17 protein-coding genes are annotated in these 18,314 nt (G+C 65.5%); 1 reads left to right on the top strand and 16 read right to left on the bottom strand.

Features of this window, described 5'->3' with window-relative positions; all coding sequences use genetic code 11:
- Positions 1-165 precede the first annotated feature (165 nt).
- Positions 166-1,371, top strand: coding sequence for an alpha/beta hydrolase family protein (locus tag QW863_RS29435; RefSeq protein WP_315717575.1), 1,206 nt, complete (start codon positions 166-168; stop codon positions 1,369-1,371).
- A gap of 215 nt (positions 1,372-1,586) precedes the next feature.
- Here QW863_RS29435 and ftsH read toward each other — a convergent pair whose 3' ends face one another.
- The 16 genes from ftsH to QW863_RS29355 all read right to left on the bottom strand — a co-directional run bounded on the left by ftsH (position 1,587) and on the right by QW863_RS29355 (position 18,204).
- Positions 1,587-3,503 carry an ATP-dependent zinc metalloprotease FtsH gene (gene ftsH, locus QW863_RS29430; RefSeq protein ID WP_315717576.1) on the bottom strand — a complete coding sequence of 639 codons (1,917 nt, stop codon included), beginning with the start codon at positions 3,501-3,503 and terminating at the stop codon, positions 1,587-1,589.
- A 235-nt stretch (positions 3,504-3,738) separates the two neighbouring features.
- Entirely contained in the window at positions 3,739-4,812 is a 1,074-nt protein-coding gene (tilS, locus tag QW863_RS29425) for a tRNA lysidine(34) synthetase TilS (protein ID WP_315717577.1), read from the bottom strand.
- 62 nt (positions 4,813-4,874) lie between these two features.
- On the bottom strand, positions 4,875-5,924 hold the full coding sequence (gene ybgF / locus QW863_RS29420; protein ID WP_315717578.1) for a tol-pal system protein YbgF: 1,050 nt from the start codon (positions 5,922-5,924) through the stop codon (positions 4,875-4,877).
- A gap of 202 nt (positions 5,925-6,126) precedes the next feature.
- On the bottom strand, positions 6,127-6,621 hold the full coding sequence (gene pal / locus QW863_RS29415; protein WP_172133860.1) for a peptidoglycan-associated lipoprotein Pal: 495 nt from the start codon (positions 6,619-6,621) through the stop codon (positions 6,127-6,129).
- Between the two features lie 279 nt (positions 6,622-6,900).
- Positions 6,901-7,623 carry an N-acyl amino acid synthase FeeM domain-containing protein gene (locus tag QW863_RS29410; RefSeq protein ID WP_315717579.1) on the bottom strand — a complete coding sequence of 241 codons (723 nt, stop codon included), beginning with the start codon at positions 7,621-7,623 and terminating at the stop codon, positions 6,901-6,903.
- Between the two features lie 333 nt (positions 7,624-7,956).
- Positions 7,957-10,296 (bottom strand): putative bifunctional diguanylate cyclase/phosphodiesterase, encoded by a 2,340-nt coding sequence (locus QW863_RS29405; protein WP_315717580.1) that lies wholly within the window; start codon positions 10,294-10,296, stop codon positions 7,957-7,959.
- 246 nt (positions 10,297-10,542) lie between these two features.
- The gene (gene tolB / locus QW863_RS29400; RefSeq protein WP_315717581.1) at positions 10,543-11,814 is read right to left on the bottom strand and encodes a Tol-Pal system beta propeller repeat protein TolB; all 1,272 of its coding nucleotides are present in this window, start codon (positions 11,812-11,814) and stop codon (positions 10,543-10,545) included.
- Between the two features lie 68 nt (positions 11,815-11,882).
- Positions 11,883-12,917: a protein TolA gene (locus QW863_RS29395; protein ID WP_315717582.1), complete on the bottom strand. Its 1,035-nt coding sequence runs from the start codon at positions 12,915-12,917 to the stop codon at positions 11,883-11,885.
- A complete protein-coding gene (locus QW863_RS29390; RefSeq protein ID WP_315717583.1) occupies positions 12,914-13,393 on the bottom strand; it encodes a biopolymer transporter ExbD in 480 nt (159 codons plus the stop codon). Before QW863_RS29390 ends, QW863_RS29395 begins: the two co-directional genes overlap by 4 nt.
- A 39-nt stretch (positions 13,394-13,432) precedes the next feature.
- Positions 13,433-14,116 (bottom strand): protein TolQ, encoded by a 684-nt coding sequence (gene tolQ, locus QW863_RS29385; protein ID WP_315717584.1) that lies wholly within the window; start codon positions 14,114-14,116, stop codon positions 13,433-13,435.
- 456 nt (positions 14,117-14,572) lie between these two features.
- Complete coding sequence (locus QW863_RS29380; RefSeq protein ID WP_315717585.1) at positions 14,573-15,058, bottom strand: DUF2852 domain-containing protein; 486 nt, start codon at positions 15,056-15,058, stop codon at positions 14,573-14,575.
- Positions 15,059-15,187: 129 nt separating this feature from the next.
- Positions 15,188-15,913 (bottom strand): TetR/AcrR family transcriptional regulator, encoded by a 726-nt coding sequence (locus QW863_RS29375; RefSeq protein WP_315717586.1) that lies wholly within the window; start codon positions 15,911-15,913, stop codon positions 15,188-15,190.
- A gap of 262 nt (positions 15,914-16,175) precedes the next feature.
- Entirely contained in the window at positions 16,176-16,544 is a 369-nt protein-coding gene (locus QW863_RS29370) for a hypothetical protein (RefSeq protein WP_315717587.1), read from the bottom strand.
- A 33-nt stretch (positions 16,545-16,577) separates the two neighbouring features.
- A complete protein-coding gene (locus QW863_RS29365; protein WP_315717588.1) occupies positions 16,578-16,994 on the bottom strand; it encodes a YciI family protein in 417 nt (138 codons plus the stop codon).
- A gap of 33 nt (positions 16,995-17,027) precedes the next feature.
- Complete coding sequence (locus QW863_RS29360; protein WP_315717589.1) at positions 17,028-17,441, bottom strand: YciI family protein; 414 nt, start codon at positions 17,439-17,441, stop codon at positions 17,028-17,030.
- A gap of 112 nt (positions 17,442-17,553) precedes the next feature.
- Entirely contained in the window at positions 17,554-18,204 is a 651-nt protein-coding gene (locus QW863_RS29355) for a glutathione S-transferase family protein (protein WP_315717590.1), read from the bottom strand.
- Positions 18,205-18,314: the final 110 nt, after the last annotated feature.

Below are 18,314 nucleotides of genomic sequence, written 5' to 3'. Positions count from 1 at the left end.
CGCGCTGCATGGATGCATTCCCGATCGAGACATAGGCGCGGACGCTTGAAGAAGGCTTAAGCGCGGGCAACGGCGCGCGACCACGGGCGCCGCACCGATTGTTTACTCGTAATCTGTATCGCAGGGGTCCGAATGCAACCAACGGCGGCAGGCCGGGGAGATCCCATGTTCGTTCATCGCGCTCTCATCGCCCTGCTCGTTTGCATGATCTGGCCGGTAACCAGCCGCGCCCAGGACAAGGGTCCTATCCATGTCTCCTCCGACGTCAGCTATGAATATCTGGCCCGCTGGGACGTCGCCCGGCTGAACACCATCCTCACCGTCGACACGTCGAAATTCGCGGGCGTTTCGGTGACCTACACCCCGGCCCGCAACGCCGTCCGGCTCTATCGCGTCACCTATGCGTCCGTCATCCCCGAGCGCGGCAACAAGCCGATCACGGCGAGCGGCCTGCTCGCGGTGCCCGAGACCGGCGAGACCAGCCTGCCGATGGTGTCCTATCAGCACGGCACGGTGTACGGGAAGCAGGAGGTGCCGTCGTTTCCGGAGCAGTCGCCCGAGACCCAGCTGATGATCGCGCAGTTCGCAGGACAAGGCTATCTGCTGATCGGCGCCGACTATTTCGGAATGGGCATCTCGACCGAGCCAGAAGGCTACATGGTGAAGGCCAGCCATCAGCAGGCCACCTACGACATGCTGCGGGCGAGCCGCGCCGTGCTCGACCAGATGAAGCTGACGAGCGCCAGGCTCGACATCGCCGGCTGGTCGCAAGGCGGCTTCGTGACCATGGCCTTTCTCGAGAAGCTCGAAAGCGCCGGCGTGCCGGTGACGGCGGCGGCGACCGCGAGCGCCCCTGTCGACGTGTCCGTGGCGCTCAACGGCTTCCTCAGCTTCCCGCGCAAGAACGACGCCGCCTGGGTCAATTCGCTGTTCATCCTGTCGGCGTTCGCGTTCGAGAACTACTATGCGGTGCCGGGGCTGGCGCGCTCGGTGATCAGCGACAGCTACTACGATGTGGCGCGCAAGGCCTATGAGCGCGAGCCCTTCAACGTCGCCGACGTCCCGACCGATCTGCACAAGCTGCTCAAGCCCGACTATTTCGATGCGGAGTATTTCGCGGCGTCGGCCTACGGCCGCCTGGTCGCGCAGACGCAGGCCTATCGCTGGATCATCAAGACGCCGGTGCGCAACTATTACGGTGAGACCGACGAGGCGATCTCGACCGGTCTCGGCCGCCTGGCGATGACCTACCAGCAGGCGATCGGGGCCGGTAACAGCAAGGTCGAGGCGGTGTCGACGGGACCGACCAGCCATCGCGGCACGTTCGCGACCGCCGTCCCGCAGTGGAAGGCCTGGTTCGACAAGCCGTAATGCGCGCGGCGCCGCTGGATGCGGTCCGCGGCGCAGCACCCCATCAACGAAAGACGTGACAAACAGAACGCGCGCCCACCGCGCGCGAATCGAACTGCCGCCGGCCCGACTCCGAACAAACGAAAAGCCCGGCTGCAAGCCGGGCCTGTCGTTTCTCTTAATCTTCCGGATCAGACGGGCTGACCGCCGGATGTCCGTTGCATATCAACCCTGGCTCACGCCTGAGGCTGCGGCTCCAGGCCCGGATCGGGTCGCGGCCGCGGTTTGCCGGCCGGCGGCACGGCCGACGCCCGCGGCGTCGACGGCTCGATCGCCGATTCGCGGTTCGGCTTCTTGCCCTTCAGGAGGTCGTTGATCTCCTCGCCGGTCAGCGTCTCGTATTCGAGCAGCGCCTGGGCGATCGCTTCCCAGTCGTCGCGCTTCTCGGTGATGATGCGGCGCGCCTCCTGCTCGCCGGCCTCGATCAGGCCGCGAATTTCGGAGTCGATCAGGCGGGCGGTATCGTCGGAGATGTTGGTCGAGCGCGCCACCGAATGACCCAGGAACACCTCCTGCTCATTGCTCTGGTAGCGGACGCGGCCGAGCTTGTCGGACATGCCCCATTCCATCACCATCGCACGAGCGAGGTTGGTGGCCTGCTGGATGTCGCCGGTGGCGCCGTTGGTCACCTTCTCCGGACCGAACTTCTGCACCTCGGCCTCGCGGCCGCCGAACATCATCGCAAGCTTCGAGACGCACCACTCACGGGTATGCGAGTGGCGGTCGGCCTCGGGCAGCGACTGCACCATGCCGAGCGCGCGGCCGCGCGGAATGATGGTCGCCTTGTGGATCGGGTCGTGGCTCGGGACGTTGAGGCCGACGATCGCATGTCCCGCCTCGTGATAGGCGGTCAGCATCTTCTCTTCCTCGGTCATGACCATCGAGCGGCGCTCGGCGCCCATCAGCACCTTGTCCTTGGCCTCCTCGAACTCGGACTGCGTTACCATCCGCTTGTTGCGGCGGGCGGCGGTCAGAGCAGCCTCGTTGACGAGGTTCATCAGGTCGGCGCCGGAGAAGCCGGGGGTGCCGCGGGCGATGGTCTTGAGGTTGACGTCCGGCGCCAGCGGCACCTTGCGGACGTGAACCTTGAGGATCTGCTCGCGGCCGATGATGTCGGGGTTCGAGACCACGACCTGGCGGTCGAAGCGGCCGGGACGCATCAGCGCCGGATCGAGCACGTCGGGCCGGTTGGTGGCCGCGATCAGGATCACGCCCTCATTGGCCTCGAAGCCATCCATCTCGACCAGCAGCTGGTTGAGGGTCTGCTCGCGCTCGTCATTGCCGCCGCCGAGACCGGCGCCGCGATGACGACCAACGGCGTCGATCTCGTCGATGAAGATGATGCAGGGCGCGTTCTTCTTGGCCTGCTCGAACATGTCGCGGACGCGGCTGGCGCCGACGCCGACGAACATCTCGACGAAGTCAGAACCCGAAATGGTGAAGAACGGCACGTTGGCTTCGCCGGCCACCGCACGCGCGATCAGCGTCTTGCCGGTGCCGGGAGGGCCGACCAGCAGCACGCCGCGCGGGATGCGGCCGCCGAGCCGCTGGAATTTGCCGGGATCGCGCAGGAATTCGACGATCTCCTGCAGGTCCTGCTTGGCCTCGTCGACGCCGGCGACGTCCTCGAACGTCACCCGGCCATGCGCCTCGGTCAGCATCTTGGCGCGCGACTTGCCGAAGCCCATCGCCTTGCCGGCGCCGCCCTGCATCTGCCGGGAGAGGAAGATCCAGACGCCGATCAGCGCGATGAAGGGCAGCCACGACACCAGCAGCGACACGAACCACGGCACGTTGTCGCCGGGCGGCTTGGCCTGGATGTTGACCTTGGCGTCGTACAGGCGCTTCACGAGGTTCGGATCGCTCGGCGCGTAGGTCTGGAACGACGAGCCGTTCTTGAAGGTGCCGTGAATCTCCGGCCCCTGGATCACGACGTCGCGCACATTGCCCTGATCGACCTCGGTCAACAGCTGCGAGAAGTTGATGTCGGTCGACGACGCGCGTTGCCCCGGGTTCTGGAAGAGTGTGAACAGCGCCAACAGCAACAGGACAATAATGACCCAAAGGGCGAAATTGCGCAGATTGGCGTTCATCGATTTTCCTTCGTGGTCGCGCGGATCGCGGCCGTTAGTCCTCGGACTCATCCCTGGGTAGCCACGAGGGAATCCCCCGGTCGACCATCTCGTAATCTAGGTACCACTCGCCGCAATGCCAAGGGAACTAGAAAGGACTATTTATCGCATCCTAGCCCGATTCCCGCTCAAAAAATGGCGCGGGAAAGCGCCGCCAAGGCAGGTGGTTAAGCGTCCGCGAAGGCGGTGAACCGCTTCAAATCCCGCGCGACCGCCGCGGCGGCGCGGGCGTGATGCGGATCGTCTCTCTCGTCATGCTTACCAGTGCACCAGCCAGGGTCTGTTTTAGCCTGCCCGGAGCAGACGTACCACCATCTGCGATCTCCGCAAGAGTCCGGTCCAGCCGCGCCAGCAGCGACTCTGCCTTGCCGAGTTCCACGGGACCTTCGGTTCCAATGCGGTTGATCGCGCGCATCAGCAGCCTCAGCCTGATTTCGGCTGGAAGTGCGACAAAGGCGCGCGCCTCGAAGGTCTCGCCGTGAATCGCGCCCACCGGCCTGCTCCCGGCCGCGCGCAGTGCAAGATAGCGTTCGGCGCCATCCACCATCAATTCGATCGCGGCATTGGCCCGTCCGAGCCGGTCGGCCAGCGTCGCCAGCGTCCGGGCATCGCCGCCCTCGGCGGCCAGAGCCGGCATCAGGGCGCGCAGCCGCGGCCGGGTGAAGGCGGGATCTTGATTGGTCGGATCATCTGCGAAGGGGATGCCGGCCGAGCGCAGCGTCGCCACCAGCCTGGCCTTGGCAACGTCGAGCAGAGGCCGCGCCAGCAACAGCCCTTCACGCTCGCTGAGCGGTGCCATCGCCGCGAGCCCCGCGATGCCGCTGCCACGCAAGAGCCGCATCAGCACGGTCTCGGCCTGGTCGTCACGGGTGTGGGCGGTGACGACGTGTCCGGCGCCCGCCTGCCGCGCCGCGCGTGCCAGCAGGCGGTATCTTGCCAGGCGCGCCGCTTCGGGAATCCCAGTGTCCGGCTTCTCATCGTTCCAGCGCAGGGTCCGGTGTGGAATTGCCAGCCGGCGCGCGGTCTCCTTCACCATGCGGGCTTCACGGGCGGACTCGCGCCGCAGCGCATGGTCGACCGTCACGGCCACAAGGCGCGGCCCCTGCGCAAGCCCCGCGCGCCACTGCGCCGCGAGCCACATCAGAGCCATCGAATCCGGACCGCCCGACACGGCGAGCACCAGCGCGGGCGCCCCCGAAAGCGGGGCGAACAGGCGCTCGGCTTCGGCTGCGGAGATCGCAGGATCGGCTTCGGAACGGGCCTTCGACATGGCGCCGCAGCCTACCCGCCCCGCCGATTATAGGCGAGAGGCTACCCCTCGCCCGGGGACGTTCAGCACTTCACCCGCTTCTGCTCGCGATCGACGGTGGCCTTCACGCCCGCCGAGGCGCGCGGATATTTACGCGTCACTTCGCCGAACGCGGCGCAGGCGGCCTCCTTCTCCTTCAGCGCGGCGAGCGACTGGCCGAGCCGGAGCAGCGCATCCGCCGCCTTGCCCGACTTCTCGTATTTCGTCGTCACGGCGAGGAAGACCTCGGCGGCATCGCGATATTGCTGACGCTGGTAGAAGCTCTCGCCGAGCCAGTATTGCGCGTCGCCGACCATCGGATCGTTCGGATATTTCTGGGTGAAGTTGCGCATCGTCTGCTCGGCCAGCGCGTAGTCGCGGCGCTGCATGTAGCCGATGCCGAGGTCGTATTCGTCGCGCGGCGTCTGCCGCGGCGGCGCGGTTTCCAGTCCGCCAGCGCCGGGAGCGGCGGCCGGCGGCGCACCCTGGGGATAGCGACCGCCCGTGTTGGCGAGAGTCGTGGGATCGCCGGCGGGACGGCCGGCGGGCTGGCCGCCACCCGGCTGGATCGGCAACTGGCCGCCGCCGAGCGCTTGCGGGGCGCCGGGAGCCGTCGGATTCTGGCTCGGATCGAACGCATCGCCGCGGCGGCCCCGGCCAGGGGCCGCGGGCTCCTGGACGATTTGCACCGGCGCGCCGGCCTGCGGCTGCGCGTAGCCCGGCTGCTGCTGGGGATAGGCCTGTTGCGGCTGGCCGTACGGCTGCTGGCCATATTGCTGCTGGCCGTTGGCCGGCTGAGCAGCCTGGCCGTAGGCGGGATTGGCCTGCGCCGGCGCGGCCGCGCTCGGCTGCGCCGCGGGGGCGCCGCCAGGCGCTGCGCCCTGCAGTTGTCGCAGCCGCTCCTCGAGCTGGCGATTGCGATATTGCAGCTCCTCGTTCTGACCGGTCAGTTGCCGGAGCTGATTTTCGAGCCGCTGAATCCGGATCTCGGGATCATCATCATCGGTCTGGGCGAGCGCCCGCGACGAAAATGCCTGGCACGAGAAAATGACGAGCGCGGCGAGGATCGCGGCGGCGCTCCGTGGAAGAAACATGAACGACATGCTGCCCTGACGACCAGATCGGCGAGACGTTGAAAACAGGCCTGTGAGCGTGGCTGTAAAGCAGAAATGCGACGGATACAAATGACGTTCAAGCGAAGAAAATACCAAGTCCGGCCGAGACCCGCCGACAACAAACGACGAAGCCGGCGTCGATGGGCGACGCCGGCTTCATCAGCAACGGATTCGTTCAGCTTTATGAACTGGCGTTCAGGACCGTCACCGCACGGCGGTTCTGCGACCAGCACGAGATGTCGTTACAGACCGCCACCGGCCGCTCCTTGCCGTAGGAGATCGTGCGCATGCGGCCCTGGTCGATGCCGCGCGACGCCAGGAAGTTGCGGACCGACTGCGCGCGCCGCGCGCCCAGCGCAATGTTGTACTCGCGGGTGCCGCGCTCGTCGGCGTGGCCCTCGATCGTGAAGGAGTAGCGCGGATAGCTCTGCAGCCACTGCGCCTGCTTCTCCAAGGTCGCGATCGCCTGCGGCGTGAGATCGGTCTGATCGCTCTCGAAGAAGACGCGATCGCCGACATTCACGACGAAATCCTGCTGGCTGCCTGGAGTCGCAGCGCTGGCCATTGCCCCGTCGGCCCCGGTGAGATTCTTGTTGGCGCAGGCGCCCATCGACAGCGCCACGGCCAGCACGGCGGCCAACTTCAATCCCTGGAGGATACGCATCTGATATTTCATTCCCGGAGCCTCCACGCTCACGTTCTTAGACTGCCATCCGGTCTACAGGGCGATGGTTAAGCGAACGTTCCGTCAACCTTGATGGGGTCTTGCCGAACCCCGTCAAATGCTAACGAAACCCGAAAAGCGACCGCGATGGTTAATGGGTTGTAAATGTGGCGCCAGGGTGAAGGCAAGCCGCTCAGCGCCTGCAGCAGGGCGCTTTTTCGCTGATTTTTGCATCGCTGCCACGGTGCGAACCGGCCGGACGGCCGAACTGGCCCCGATATCGGCCGACGATCAGCCGGCCCTCGCGACCGCGTGAATCCTGAACGAATCAGTGAAGGCGTCCGGCGCCGGACGATCGAACAGCATCCGTCGCTCGAACGCGCTCGATCGCATGAACGGAAAGCGCTGGAACACGCGATCGCGGATCGAAGGATAATGCGCCGCCACCAGGCCGACCGGCTTGGTGAGACCGGAGTAGAGCCGCGGTTCACCCCATGGTTCCTGCAGGAACACCTTCTTGTAGAACGCACGATGCTCGGGGCGCACGTTGGCGAGACCGATATCCGCATTGAAATGGGCGCAGGCAACGTAGCCGAGCCGGACGGTCACATAGGGAAGCGCCGGAAACAGCCGCGCCTTCTCATGGTCGGCGACGAACCGTGTCGGGTCGATGATGACCTTGCCGCGATCGAGCTCGGGATGCAGCAGGTCGGCGAACATGTCCGAGGACAGCGATCGGCGCCATTGCGAGTTCAGCACGCTGATGCGGATCGAGCTGTAGAGCTCGCCATTGACGTAGACGCCGAAGATGAAGCTGTTGGGAAGATCGTCATATTCGTCGCTGACGCGTTCGCTGGGCGACGGCAGGATGGCGCCTTCACGCAGATAGGCGCGGTAGCGCAGCCGATAGATCTCGTCCTTGTCTTCAGCAGTCAGCGCCAGTCGATAGTCCACGTTCTCCAGCACATCCGACTTCTGCTCAGCAACGGCACTCACTCTAGCCGCCGACTTCATCCGCAACCCCTTTTCACACAACTCCTACGAGCAGTATGAGCTTAACAGCGGGTTAATGCCGACGCAAAGCTTTCGCCGGTACAAAGTTAACGGCACGTAGAATCCCGGAGGCGTAACCGTGACTTACGGGATTGGATGCTACGCTGGACGATTGCTTCGGATCACTTGCGTATCAAATCGAAACGGATTCGCTTGCCATACACGTGCAATGTTTCCGAACGATGCGACGTGGGGTTGTTACATGCTCGGACCGGCGGGATGCTGCGCACAGAGCCGCCTTCAGCACTGGTCGATCTTTCCTGGCACCTCCGCATCAAGGCGGAGGTCGGGCGATCAAGCGATCGAACGTGTCCCGCCGGCGGCCGCGATCGCCCCGTCGCTCGAACGGCGCCCATGCGATGCATTCAGGAGCTGCCGGATGCGGATGGCGGGGACGGGCCGGCTGAACAGATAGCCCTGCGCCTCGGTGACCGTACCGTCGGCGCTGACCAGTTCGAGCTGCTCGTTGGTCTCGATGCCCTCCACCACCACCGACATGCCGAGATCGGCGGACAATCTTGCGACACCGCGCAACAGGGTCAGCGGCCTATCGCTGTCGATGCCTTCGAGGAAAGAGCGATCGATCTTGACCTTCTCCAACGGGAAGTTGTGCAGATAGCTGAGGCTCGAATAGCCGGTGCCGAAATCATCGAGCGAAATACGGACCCCGAGCATGTGCAGCTGCGACAGCACATCGTGCGTGAGCTGAGTGTTGCGCAACAGCGAGGATTCGGTGATCTCGATCTCGAGCCGATGCGGCGGCAGCCCGGACACTTCGAGCGCGTAGCGGACCTCACTGAGCACATCGCGCTGATGGAACTGCTGCGGCGAGAAGTTGACGGCGACGCTGACAGCATCCGGCCATTTCATGCATTCCAGGCAGGCCTTGCGCAGGATCCAGCGGCCGAGATCGACGATCAGGCCCATGTCCTCGGCGACGGGAATGATGTCGACCGGCGAGACCGTGCCGCGCACCGGGTGGTTCCAGCGCAGCAGCGCCTCGCAGGTCGAGATCTTGCCGGACTTCAGGTTGACCAGCGGCTGGTAGAACAGCTCGAACTCCTCGTTCGCCAGCGCCTTGCGCAGGTCGAGCTCGAGGATGCGGCGTGCTTCCACCGTCTGGGCGAGTTCATCGCGGAAGAAGCAGAAGGTGCCGCGTCCCTCCGCCTTGGCGCGGTACAGCGCCATGTCGGCATTCTTCAGCAGGGTGTCGGCGCTGATCCCCGGCCCGGTCATGGCGATGCCGACACTGGCGCCGATCTCGACCAGGTGATTGTCGATCTTGTAGCGCTCGCTGAGCTGGTCGACGATCCGGCGCGCCAGCATCGCCGCGTCGTCGTTGGAGCGGATGTTGCGCTGGAACACCACGAACTCGTCGCCGCCGAAGCGCGCGACGAAGTCTTCCGGACGCAGCATGTCGCGCAGCCGCTCGGAGACCGCGCAGAGCAGTTGATCGCCGCAGGGGTGGCCGAGCGTGTCGTTGACCTGCTTGAAGCGGTCGAGATCGACGAACAGCAGCGCGGACAATTCGCCGTGCCGCTGCGGAATTCTGAGCAGCCGTTCGATCTCGTCGCGGAAGCTGACGCGGTTCGGCAAGGTCGTGAGCTCGTCGTAGCGCGCCAGATGCGAGATGCGCGCCTCGGCATGCCGGCGCTCGGTGATGTCCTCGAGCAGGACCACGGCGCCGCCGTCGGCCATCGGCTGGAAGGTCCAGGACAGCGACCGGTCGCGCGCAACGTCGGGATCGCTGGTAATGACATTATGGGTCTTGGTGTGCTCGATCTCGGCCAGGATCAGCCGGCCGCTCGAAGCGGAGATCGAGCCTGCAATCACGCAGGCGTTGATGATGTCGGCCGCCTTGCCGCCACGCTGCAGGATGTCATCCGGAAGGCTCATCATCTGGCCGAAGCGATGGTTCATCACGGCCAGACGCCCGTCGGAGCGGAACATGCACAGGCCGTGCGGCATGTTGTTCAGGGCCGTATCGAACTGCTTGGCCAGTGCGGCCTCGCTTTCGCGCGCCACGAAGGCCTGGACGAAGATCCGCTGCAGGTTGGTCGAGATGTGTTTCAGCGACACGAAGAACAGGACGCAGAACGCCGCCATGCCCAGGTAATAAGGACTGCCGTGGATCGCGAGGGCCACTGCGAGCGGTCCGCAGGCGAGCAGGATCTGGACGTGGAAGATCCAGGGCCGCCCGTAGGTCCGGCCCGCGCCCGCCGACATGTAGCAGAGCGTCACCGTGATCGCGATCAGGTGCACCACCGGGTCGCTGTTGTCGACCAGGGCGACCACGCACCAGACGCCGAGCACCAGCGCATAGATCATGGCGCCGATCTGGTAGCGAACCTCCCAGCGCTCGACCGCCTCCTGCGTGAGGCGGCCGTTGTCGCACAGGTTTCGATAGTAGCGCATGTCGAGCGAACGGAACGCCCCTGCGATGATCAGCATCGCGGCACACGGCCACAGATTGACGTCGCCGCTCTTGATCGCGGTCATGACGGCGGCGACGGCGGCGCAGAGTGCGCCGGCGAACATCGGGCCGGGATCCTGGAAGAGGGAGTCGACGAGAGCCGCCTGGATCGCAGGCGACAACTTTCGATCGTCTTCTCCGTTCTGAGTGGCAAGCTGCATTCGTGCGCACGCGTCCTGTTCGGTGCACAAACATTACCGCTCGCAGGTGAAGTCTTTCTGAGGGAACATCGTTAGCGGAGCGTTTCCGCGTTCGCGAAGTGCACGAATTCGCTCGAAAATTCAGAGAACTAGGCAAACACTACCCGGCTACTACAACTAATAGTTCTGCCTTTCCATAGAACACGCATCGCGCGACTGGAAAAATCGCGTCCACCACGACGTGAGCGGGCCCAGAGGCTCGCTCCATCACGACAGCAGCGGCGACCAGGCCGGATCCGAGGCGAAGCCCGGCGTCGGCACCTTCTGCTCGAAGCGGCCGGAGACGTCGATCGAATATAGCGACGGACCAGCGGTGCCGCCGGGGTCACGGAAGAACATCAGCACGCGGCCGTTGGGCGAGAAGGTCGGCCCTTCGTTGTGGAAGCCGGCGGTGAGGATGCGCTCGCCCGAGCCGTCCGTCTTCATGATGCCGATCGCGAATTGGCCGCCGCCCTGCTTGGTAAAGGCGATGAAGTCGCCACGCGGCGACCACACCGGCGTCGAGTAGCTGCCCTCGCCGAACGAGATGCGCTGCGCTGCGCCGCCACTGGAGGACATTACGTAGATCTGCGGTTTGCCGCCGCGATCGCTTTCAAAGCAGATCTGGCTGCCGTCCGGCGAGTAGCACGGCGAGGTGTCGATCGCCGGCGTGTCGGTGAGCCGCGTCGTCGTGCGCGAGCGCAGATCCATCACGAACAGGTTGGAGTTGCCGCCCTGCTGGAGGCTGAGGATGATGCGCTGGCCGTCCGGCGAGAACCGCGGCGAGAACGACATGCCGGGGAAGTTGCCGACGATCTCGCGCTGGCCGGTCTCGATGTTGAACAGATAGACCCTCGGGTCACCCTGCCCGAACTCCATGTAGGTGATTTCCTGGCTCGACGGCGAGAACCGCGGCGTCAGCACGAGGTCGGCGCCGCGGGTGAGGTAGCGGACGTTGGCCCCGTCCTGATCCATCAGCGCGAGCCGCTTGACGCGCCGCTCGGACGGGCCGCTCTCGTCGACGAACACGACGCGGCTGTCGAAATAGCCCTTCTCGCCGGTCATCTGGGTGTAGATCTGGTCCGAGATGATATGTGCGATGCGCCGCCAGTATTCCGGCGCCGTCACATATTGCTGGCCGGTGAGCTGCTGGCCTGAGTTCGGGTCCCACAGCCGAAACTCGGCCTTCAGCCGCCCGTCCGGCTGCCGCGTCGCGCGGCCGGTGACGAGCCCGCGCAGATCGAGCGGCTTCCAGCTCGCGAATTGCGGCGGGGCCTCGAAATTGCTGATGCGCTCGGGAAAGGCGGCCGGGTCCACCGGCGCGAACAACCCGCTGCGCTTGAAATTGTTGGTAATCACCTGTGCGATACCGTTGCCGACATCGGCGTCACCGGCACCGCCGGGCACGAAGGGCGGAATCGCGATCGGGATCGGCTTGAACTCGCCGGGGCCGATAATCACACGTTGCGCGAACGCGGGCCCCGCGCCCAAGGCTGCCATGGCGGCTCCTCCGCCCAGCAGAACCTGGCGCCGCGTGGTGGATCCTGTCTTGCGCGTCGGAGGTGTCGTCAAGTTCGGCCTCGCATCGAATTCATCATTTTGAGGTTGAATGTCGCGGGTATCAACTTCCACTCATTGTACCGGTTCTTCGGCAGAAACGCGTAGGGCGCACAGTTCTCGACCGCACGCTTGGCATTTTCCGCCATGGCCAGGCTGACGGTACGGGACGGTCCGGTCATGCCGACGACGGCGGGAGCAGCAAAGAGCGATCCATCCGGCCGCAGCTGGATATCGAGATCAACCGAGATCTTGTCTTCATCCACGCCGCTATAGGGCGCATTGAAGCAGCGGGTGACCGCCTCCTGGAACGCGGCCTGCCAGCTCGCGACATTGGCCTCTGCCGTTCCTCGCACCGAGCCCAGCGCCGCATTCGCATTGATCTCGGATCCCGTGACCGCCTGCCGCGTCGGATCTTTCTGATTGATCAAGCTCGCCATCTTCTCGGCGTCGAACTTGCGCTCGCTCTTGTGCTTGGGCGGCTCCGGTGGCGCGGCGGCGGCCTGCGGCTTCGGCGGCTGCTTCGCCTTGTCCTTGTTGAGCACGCTGGCGATCTGGTCCGGATTGAACGGGTCCGGCTTCTTCTCCTCCGGCTTCGGCTTCTCGGCCGGCGCGGGCTTCGGCGGCTCCGGCTTCTTCTCGGCCACCGGCTTCGGCGTATCCGGCTGCTTCTCGACCGGCTTCGGCGGATCGGGCTTCTTCTCGACCGGCTTCTCCGGCTTGGGCTGCGGCTCAGGCGCGGCGTCGGTCTCGGTGACCTGCTTGGTGTCGACCTTGCCGACGATGTCCTCGGTCGGCTTCTTCTCGCCGATCTTGTCGGCCAGCAGCTTCTGGGATTCCTTCTTGCCCGTCAGCGCGCCGGCCTTGGCCTTCGAGCTGTTGTCCTCCGAGATCACGTCGACCGGCACAAGGTCCTCCGGCGGCGCCACCATCGAGCGCGCGGAGAAGCTGAACAGGCCCCAGCACAGCACGAGCACGTGCAGGGCGACGGACAGCACCGTCCCCTTGCGCGTGCGCACGAACCGGATGAGGTCCTTCGACGTCATGAGCCCTGATCCGGCAGCACGACGATGCTGGCGCGATAGCCGGCATCGCGCGCCAGGCCCAGCACCTTCATCATGTCGGAGTAGCAGGCGTCGCGATCGCCGCGGATCTTGACGACGTTGTCGCCGCCGCCGGCGCCCGCCTCCTTCATCGCCTTGATCTTCGGCCCAAGTTCGTTGATCGCGATCGGCGAGTCACCGAGATACACGTCCACCTTCGACGCGCAGCCGCCGCCGGTCTTCTTCACGGTGACCTCGAGCGGTGGCTTGGCGTCGGCCGTCGAGGCCGAGCCGCCTTGCGCCTGGGGCAGGTCGACCTGGATGTTGACGGTGAGCAGCGGCGCCGCGACCATGAAGATGATCAGCAGCACCAGCATGACGTCGACCATCGGCGTGACGTTGATCTCCGCCATCACGGCCGCCTTGCGCCGACCGCGGCGACCACCGCCGCCGGACGCGCTGCCCATGCTCATGCCCATGCTGTGGTACTCACGATCCGGATGCCACTATACCTGCCCTCATCCCCGCTCGTCGATCTGACGGGACAAGATGGCCGAAAATTCATCTGCGAAGCCTTCCAACCGCTGCGCCTGCCGGTTCACCTCCGAAGAGAACTTGTTGTAGAAAATCGTCGCCGGGATGGCCGCGATCAGGCCGATGGCTGTGGCGAACAGCGCCTCCGCGATGCCCGGCGCGACCACCGCCAGCGAGGTGTTCTTGGAGGCCGCGATCGCCTGGAAGCTGGTCATGATGCCCCAGACCGTGCCGAACAGACCGACGAACGGGCCGGCGGAACCGACCGTGGCGAGCACCAGGAGACGGCGTTCCAGCCGCTCGACCTCGCGCGCGATCGACACGTTCATCACCTTCTCGATGCGCATCTGCAGGCCGGCGAAGGAGCGCGCGTGGCCCTCGAACGAGCGCTTCCACTCGCGCATCGCCGCCACGAAGCACGCCGCCATGGACTGCGTCGGCTTCGCCGATAGCACCCGGTACAATTCCTCGATGGATTCCCCGGACCAGAAGGCCTGCTCGAACCGGTCCATCGAGCGGCGGGTCCGCGAGAACAGGAACATCTTGTCGATCGCAATCGCCCAGACCCAGATCGAGCAGGAGATCAGGCCGAGCATGATGATCCGAACCACCCAGCCGGCATTGCCGAACAGATCGATCAGGGACAGGCCGCCGCTATCGACAGACATCTGCAGTATCCTCTCAACCAATCATCCCGGAATGCCCGGGACCATGCAGCCGCCGTTCCATGCCGGATGCCGTCGCGGCGGAAAGCGCCTGCGCGAGAAAACCCTGAACTGATCGCTTTAAGAGGCCCGCCGAAGCCATAAGCGGCCTGCTTCCTCTGCCAACGTGTCAAAACAAGGGCTCTTGGCGCGCGTAAGCGCCCCTTAACCAAACCCCCTCCGGGGTTAAGGCGGGGTTACCGCGGAGTATTGCCGAGGTCAAAGGTCCAGCCGGACCAGCCAGATAGAGCCTTTGTGATCAGCCGCTTGACCGTTTTGGCCGGCGGCGGACAGCGGCCAGCCGCCGCAGGCGGGCGGTATCGGAGAACGCAAAACGCCCGCCGGCGGGGGAACCGCAGGCGGGCGTCTTGTGCCGTCAGGGCGGGGGCTGAAAGCCCTGCGGCGTCAGGTGAGAGGCGATCAGCTCTGCGGCTGGTCGTTCGGCGGGGTCGGACGCGGCTTGTGCTGGGCCATGAACGCGTCGAACTCCTCCTTGTCCTTGGCGTGGCGCAGCCGGGTCAGGAAGTCACGGAACTCCTGCTGCTCCTCTTCGAGCCGCCGCAGGGTCTCCATGCGGTACTCGTCGAAGGCGCGGTTGCCGCTCGAAGCCGGCTGCGAGAAACCGAAGCCGAAGCCGCGGCGCTCCATCTTGTCGCGCATGCGGTCCATCTTCCACTGCATCCGTTCCATCTTGTTCGACCAGCGATCGCCGCCGTTCCAGCACGACATCTTTCTGCTCCCGAGTGTGAAAAAGAGAAGGGCAAGTCCGATCGGCCACCAGATGATGAAGCCGAGCACGGTCACGGCGATCCAGCCGGGATGCCAGGGCGACTCCATCATGCGGGGCCGGTACCTCTGCTCCTCCTCCGAACCGCGCCAACGATTGACATCTGCGGTGTAGGCCATCTCCCTCTCCATTCGCGGCGCCATGCCGTGTGAATGTAAATAACATTTACATAGCTAGCTCAACCCGGGATTTTGTCAAGGCGACCGCCTGACGCGTCGCTCGAATTATTTTTCGGCGTTCTTTGAACCTTATTTCGGGCGGCCCCAGGGCCCTGCCGGCTTGTCATCGTCCGGCAGCGGCGGCGGCTCGGCAGCGGAGGACGGCGCAGGCCGGCGGTCGGTCGGGAAGCCGAGCCCGCGCAGATAGATCAGCAGCTCGGCCTCCAGCAGCTCCTCGGGCGACATCGGCAGCTTGCGCCGGGCGGCATCGCCGCGCGCGAACAGCGAGGCGATGCCATGCGCCATCGACCAGATGTGCAGCGCCATCATCAGGGCCGGCGGCCGCGGCATCCCGGGCGGCGCCAGCGCCGCCAGCCGCTCCGCCGCGGCCCGAATGACGCCGAAAGCGCGCTCACCCGCCGCCAACAGGCCCGCGGTGGAGTCCGCCGGCACGCCGGATTCGAACATCGCCGAGTAGAACGCAGGCTCCGAACGGGCAAATGCCAGATACGCCTTGCCGACGCGCTCGAACGCCGTGACGGTGTCGGGCCGGCCGTCGTCCCACGCCGCCGAGAGCTGCGCCTCGAACTGCTCGAAGCCGCGCTGGGCGATGCTCGACAGCAGTTCGTCGCGATCGCGGAAGTGGCGATAGGGCGCGGCCGGGCTGACGCCGGCCATGCGGGCCGCATCGGCAAAGGTGAAGCCGGCAGCCCCCTTCTGCGCGATCAGGTCGAGCGCCGCCTGCAGCAGCGCCTCCTTGAGGTTACCGTGATGATAGCCGCGCTCGGCGCGGCGCTCTTCCTTGCGCCAGCTCATGTAAATGGCTTTTACATGAGCCGGGTCGAAGGAAGCCAGCGACTTTTGGGCGGGGTCAGCCGCCGACTTCCGGGACGCTCTATCGCGCCGTTCGGTTAAGCCCCCGCGAACAGGTGCCACCCTCGCCCCTTGAGGGCCCCCGCAAGGGGCAGGGTGGCACCGAAGTCGCCGCGGGATCAGCGCGCCCGGCACAAACGCCGGGCGCCCGCAGCAAGCGGGACGTTCACCTCAGCCGACGTGCTCCGCCCTGCAGGCCGCTCAACTAGCCGCCCGGAATCGGCAGCACCGGCATGATCTCGACCCGCTCGCCCGGGAAGATCGCAAAATGCGGATGGTTGACGAACATCTTCGCGGCATCCTCGTGCGACGCGGCGCGGACCACGGTGAACGCGCCCATCTCGTTGGCGATGTCGTTGACGCCGCCCTTGTCGACCCGCTTGGTCTTGCCGAGCGGCCCGCCCATCGCGACGATCGCGTCCTTGTGTTGGTCCACCCAGGCATGCCAGGCCGCCATGCCCTGCTGTCCCCTGGCATTGCGCTCCGTCTCGGACAGCGCCTCCCAGGCTTTCCAGACCGGACTGGTCTTGCTGCCGAGAAAGACGGCGAGATAGGTGTTGCTGTTGTCGCTCATTGCACTTCCCTCTCCTGCTGTGAAACGGATCGATCAGACACGGCCGGCATGCGGCAGCTCGGCGAAGCCCGCCGCCGCCTGCTGCACCTCCTCGGAAAAGTCGGCCATCTCCTGGACCTGGCGAATCTCGATGATCTCGTTGTCCGAGGCCGGGCACTGCCTGGCCCAGGCGATCGCCTCGTCGCGCGAGGCGACCTCGATCATCCAATAGCCGCCGAGCACCTCCTTGGCCTCCGCGAACGGGCCGTCGGTCACCACAGGCTTGCCGCCCGCGAACGAGACCCGCGCCCCCATCGACAGCGGATGCAGGCCCTCCAACGTGATCAGCACGCCGGCGTCCTTCAGGGCCTCGTTGTAGCGCATCATCGCTTTGACACGCTCGGGATCGAGCTGCACGTCCGGCGGCGCACTCTCGTAGCCGAGCGGGATCATCAGCATCATGAATCGCATCGCGTTTCTCCTCCTCTCCTGATCAGGGTCGGTTCAGCTCCTGGCGGCCTGCGCACGCAGCCGTTCGACCCGCTCACGCAATTCGGGCGTGAACGTCTCGCCGAAATCCTCCGCGGCATAGACCTGGCGGATCTCGATCTCGCCGCTCGGGAACGGCGCCCGCTTCATGTGCTCGATCACCTCCTCGAGCGAGCCGGCCTTGAGCATCCAGAAGCCCGCCGCGAGATCGCGGGAGAGATCGAACGGACCGCGCGCGACGCTCGGCGTCCCGTTCGAGAAGTCGATGCGCGCCCCCTTCGCGGTCGGATGCAGGCCCTCGCCGGCCTCCATCATGCCGGCCTTCACCAAGCCCTCGTTGAACCGGCCCATCGCCGCGAACTCCTCGGTGGTCGGCAGGATTCCGGCTTCCGTGTCCCTGGTCGCCTTCACGATCACCATGAACCGCATGGTTGCTCTCCCCTGATGCTGTCTGGCAGGACTGCCCTGCCCTCATCAGTAGGACGATCCGGCCCCGGTACGGCCGACACGCTCCCGCAATTATTTTGGCCGGGTTCCCGGTTCAGCCCGGCTCTTGCGGGAACATGTGGAAATAAGGCTCGGCCTCGGCGAGCACCCGCGCGACGGAGGGCCGCGTCTTGAGCCGGTCGAGATAGGCAGTGACCCCAGGCAGCCCATCACCCAGCGGCTCCACTCTGTCGGCGTAGAACAGCGCCGGCAAGGCCGCGCAATCCGCCAGGGTGAAAGGGTCGCCCATCGCCCAGCCACGCGGCGGCAGCTCGGCCTCGAGCATGGCGTAGGACGTGCGCAGCCGGCTTCGAGCGTCGGCGACGCCGAGCGGATCGCGGGCATCGGCCGGCCGCAGCCGGTCGAACACGACGGTCTGCGTCGGCATGTGCAGATAGAGGTCGAGAAAGCGATCGCGTAGACGTGTCCGCAAGGCGAGATCGGGATCATCGGGAATGAAGCGCGTCCTGCCCGCATAGTGCTGGTCGAGATACTCGATGATGATGCTCGATTCCGGAATCGTGCGCTGCTCATCGCGCAGCACGGGAAATTTACCGACCGGCCACAGCTTCAAGAACGCCGCGCGCTCATCCGCGTCCCCGAGATTGATCAGCTTCGGCGTGAACGAAACGTCGTTCTCATACAGCGCGATCAGCACCTTCCAGCAGAACGACGACAGCGGATGATAGTAAAGGGTCAGGGACATCGTACGCTCCTGCTGAGTTGAGTGAGAACAAGTCGTTTGGTCCCGAACGCGCGGCCGCAGGGCGGTGCGCTCCCACGGACCGTTGTTCACGGGGAGAGGGTTGAGCTGAG

The organism is Bradyrhizobium sp. SZCCHNR1017 (genome assembly GCF_032381375.1).
Taxonomy (GTDB): Bacteria; Pseudomonadota; Alphaproteobacteria; order Rhizobiales; family Xanthobacteraceae; genus Bradyrhizobium.
The sequence above is the reverse complement of the archived record's forward strand: the minus strand, read 5'-3'. Positions and strand labels throughout refer to the sequence as shown.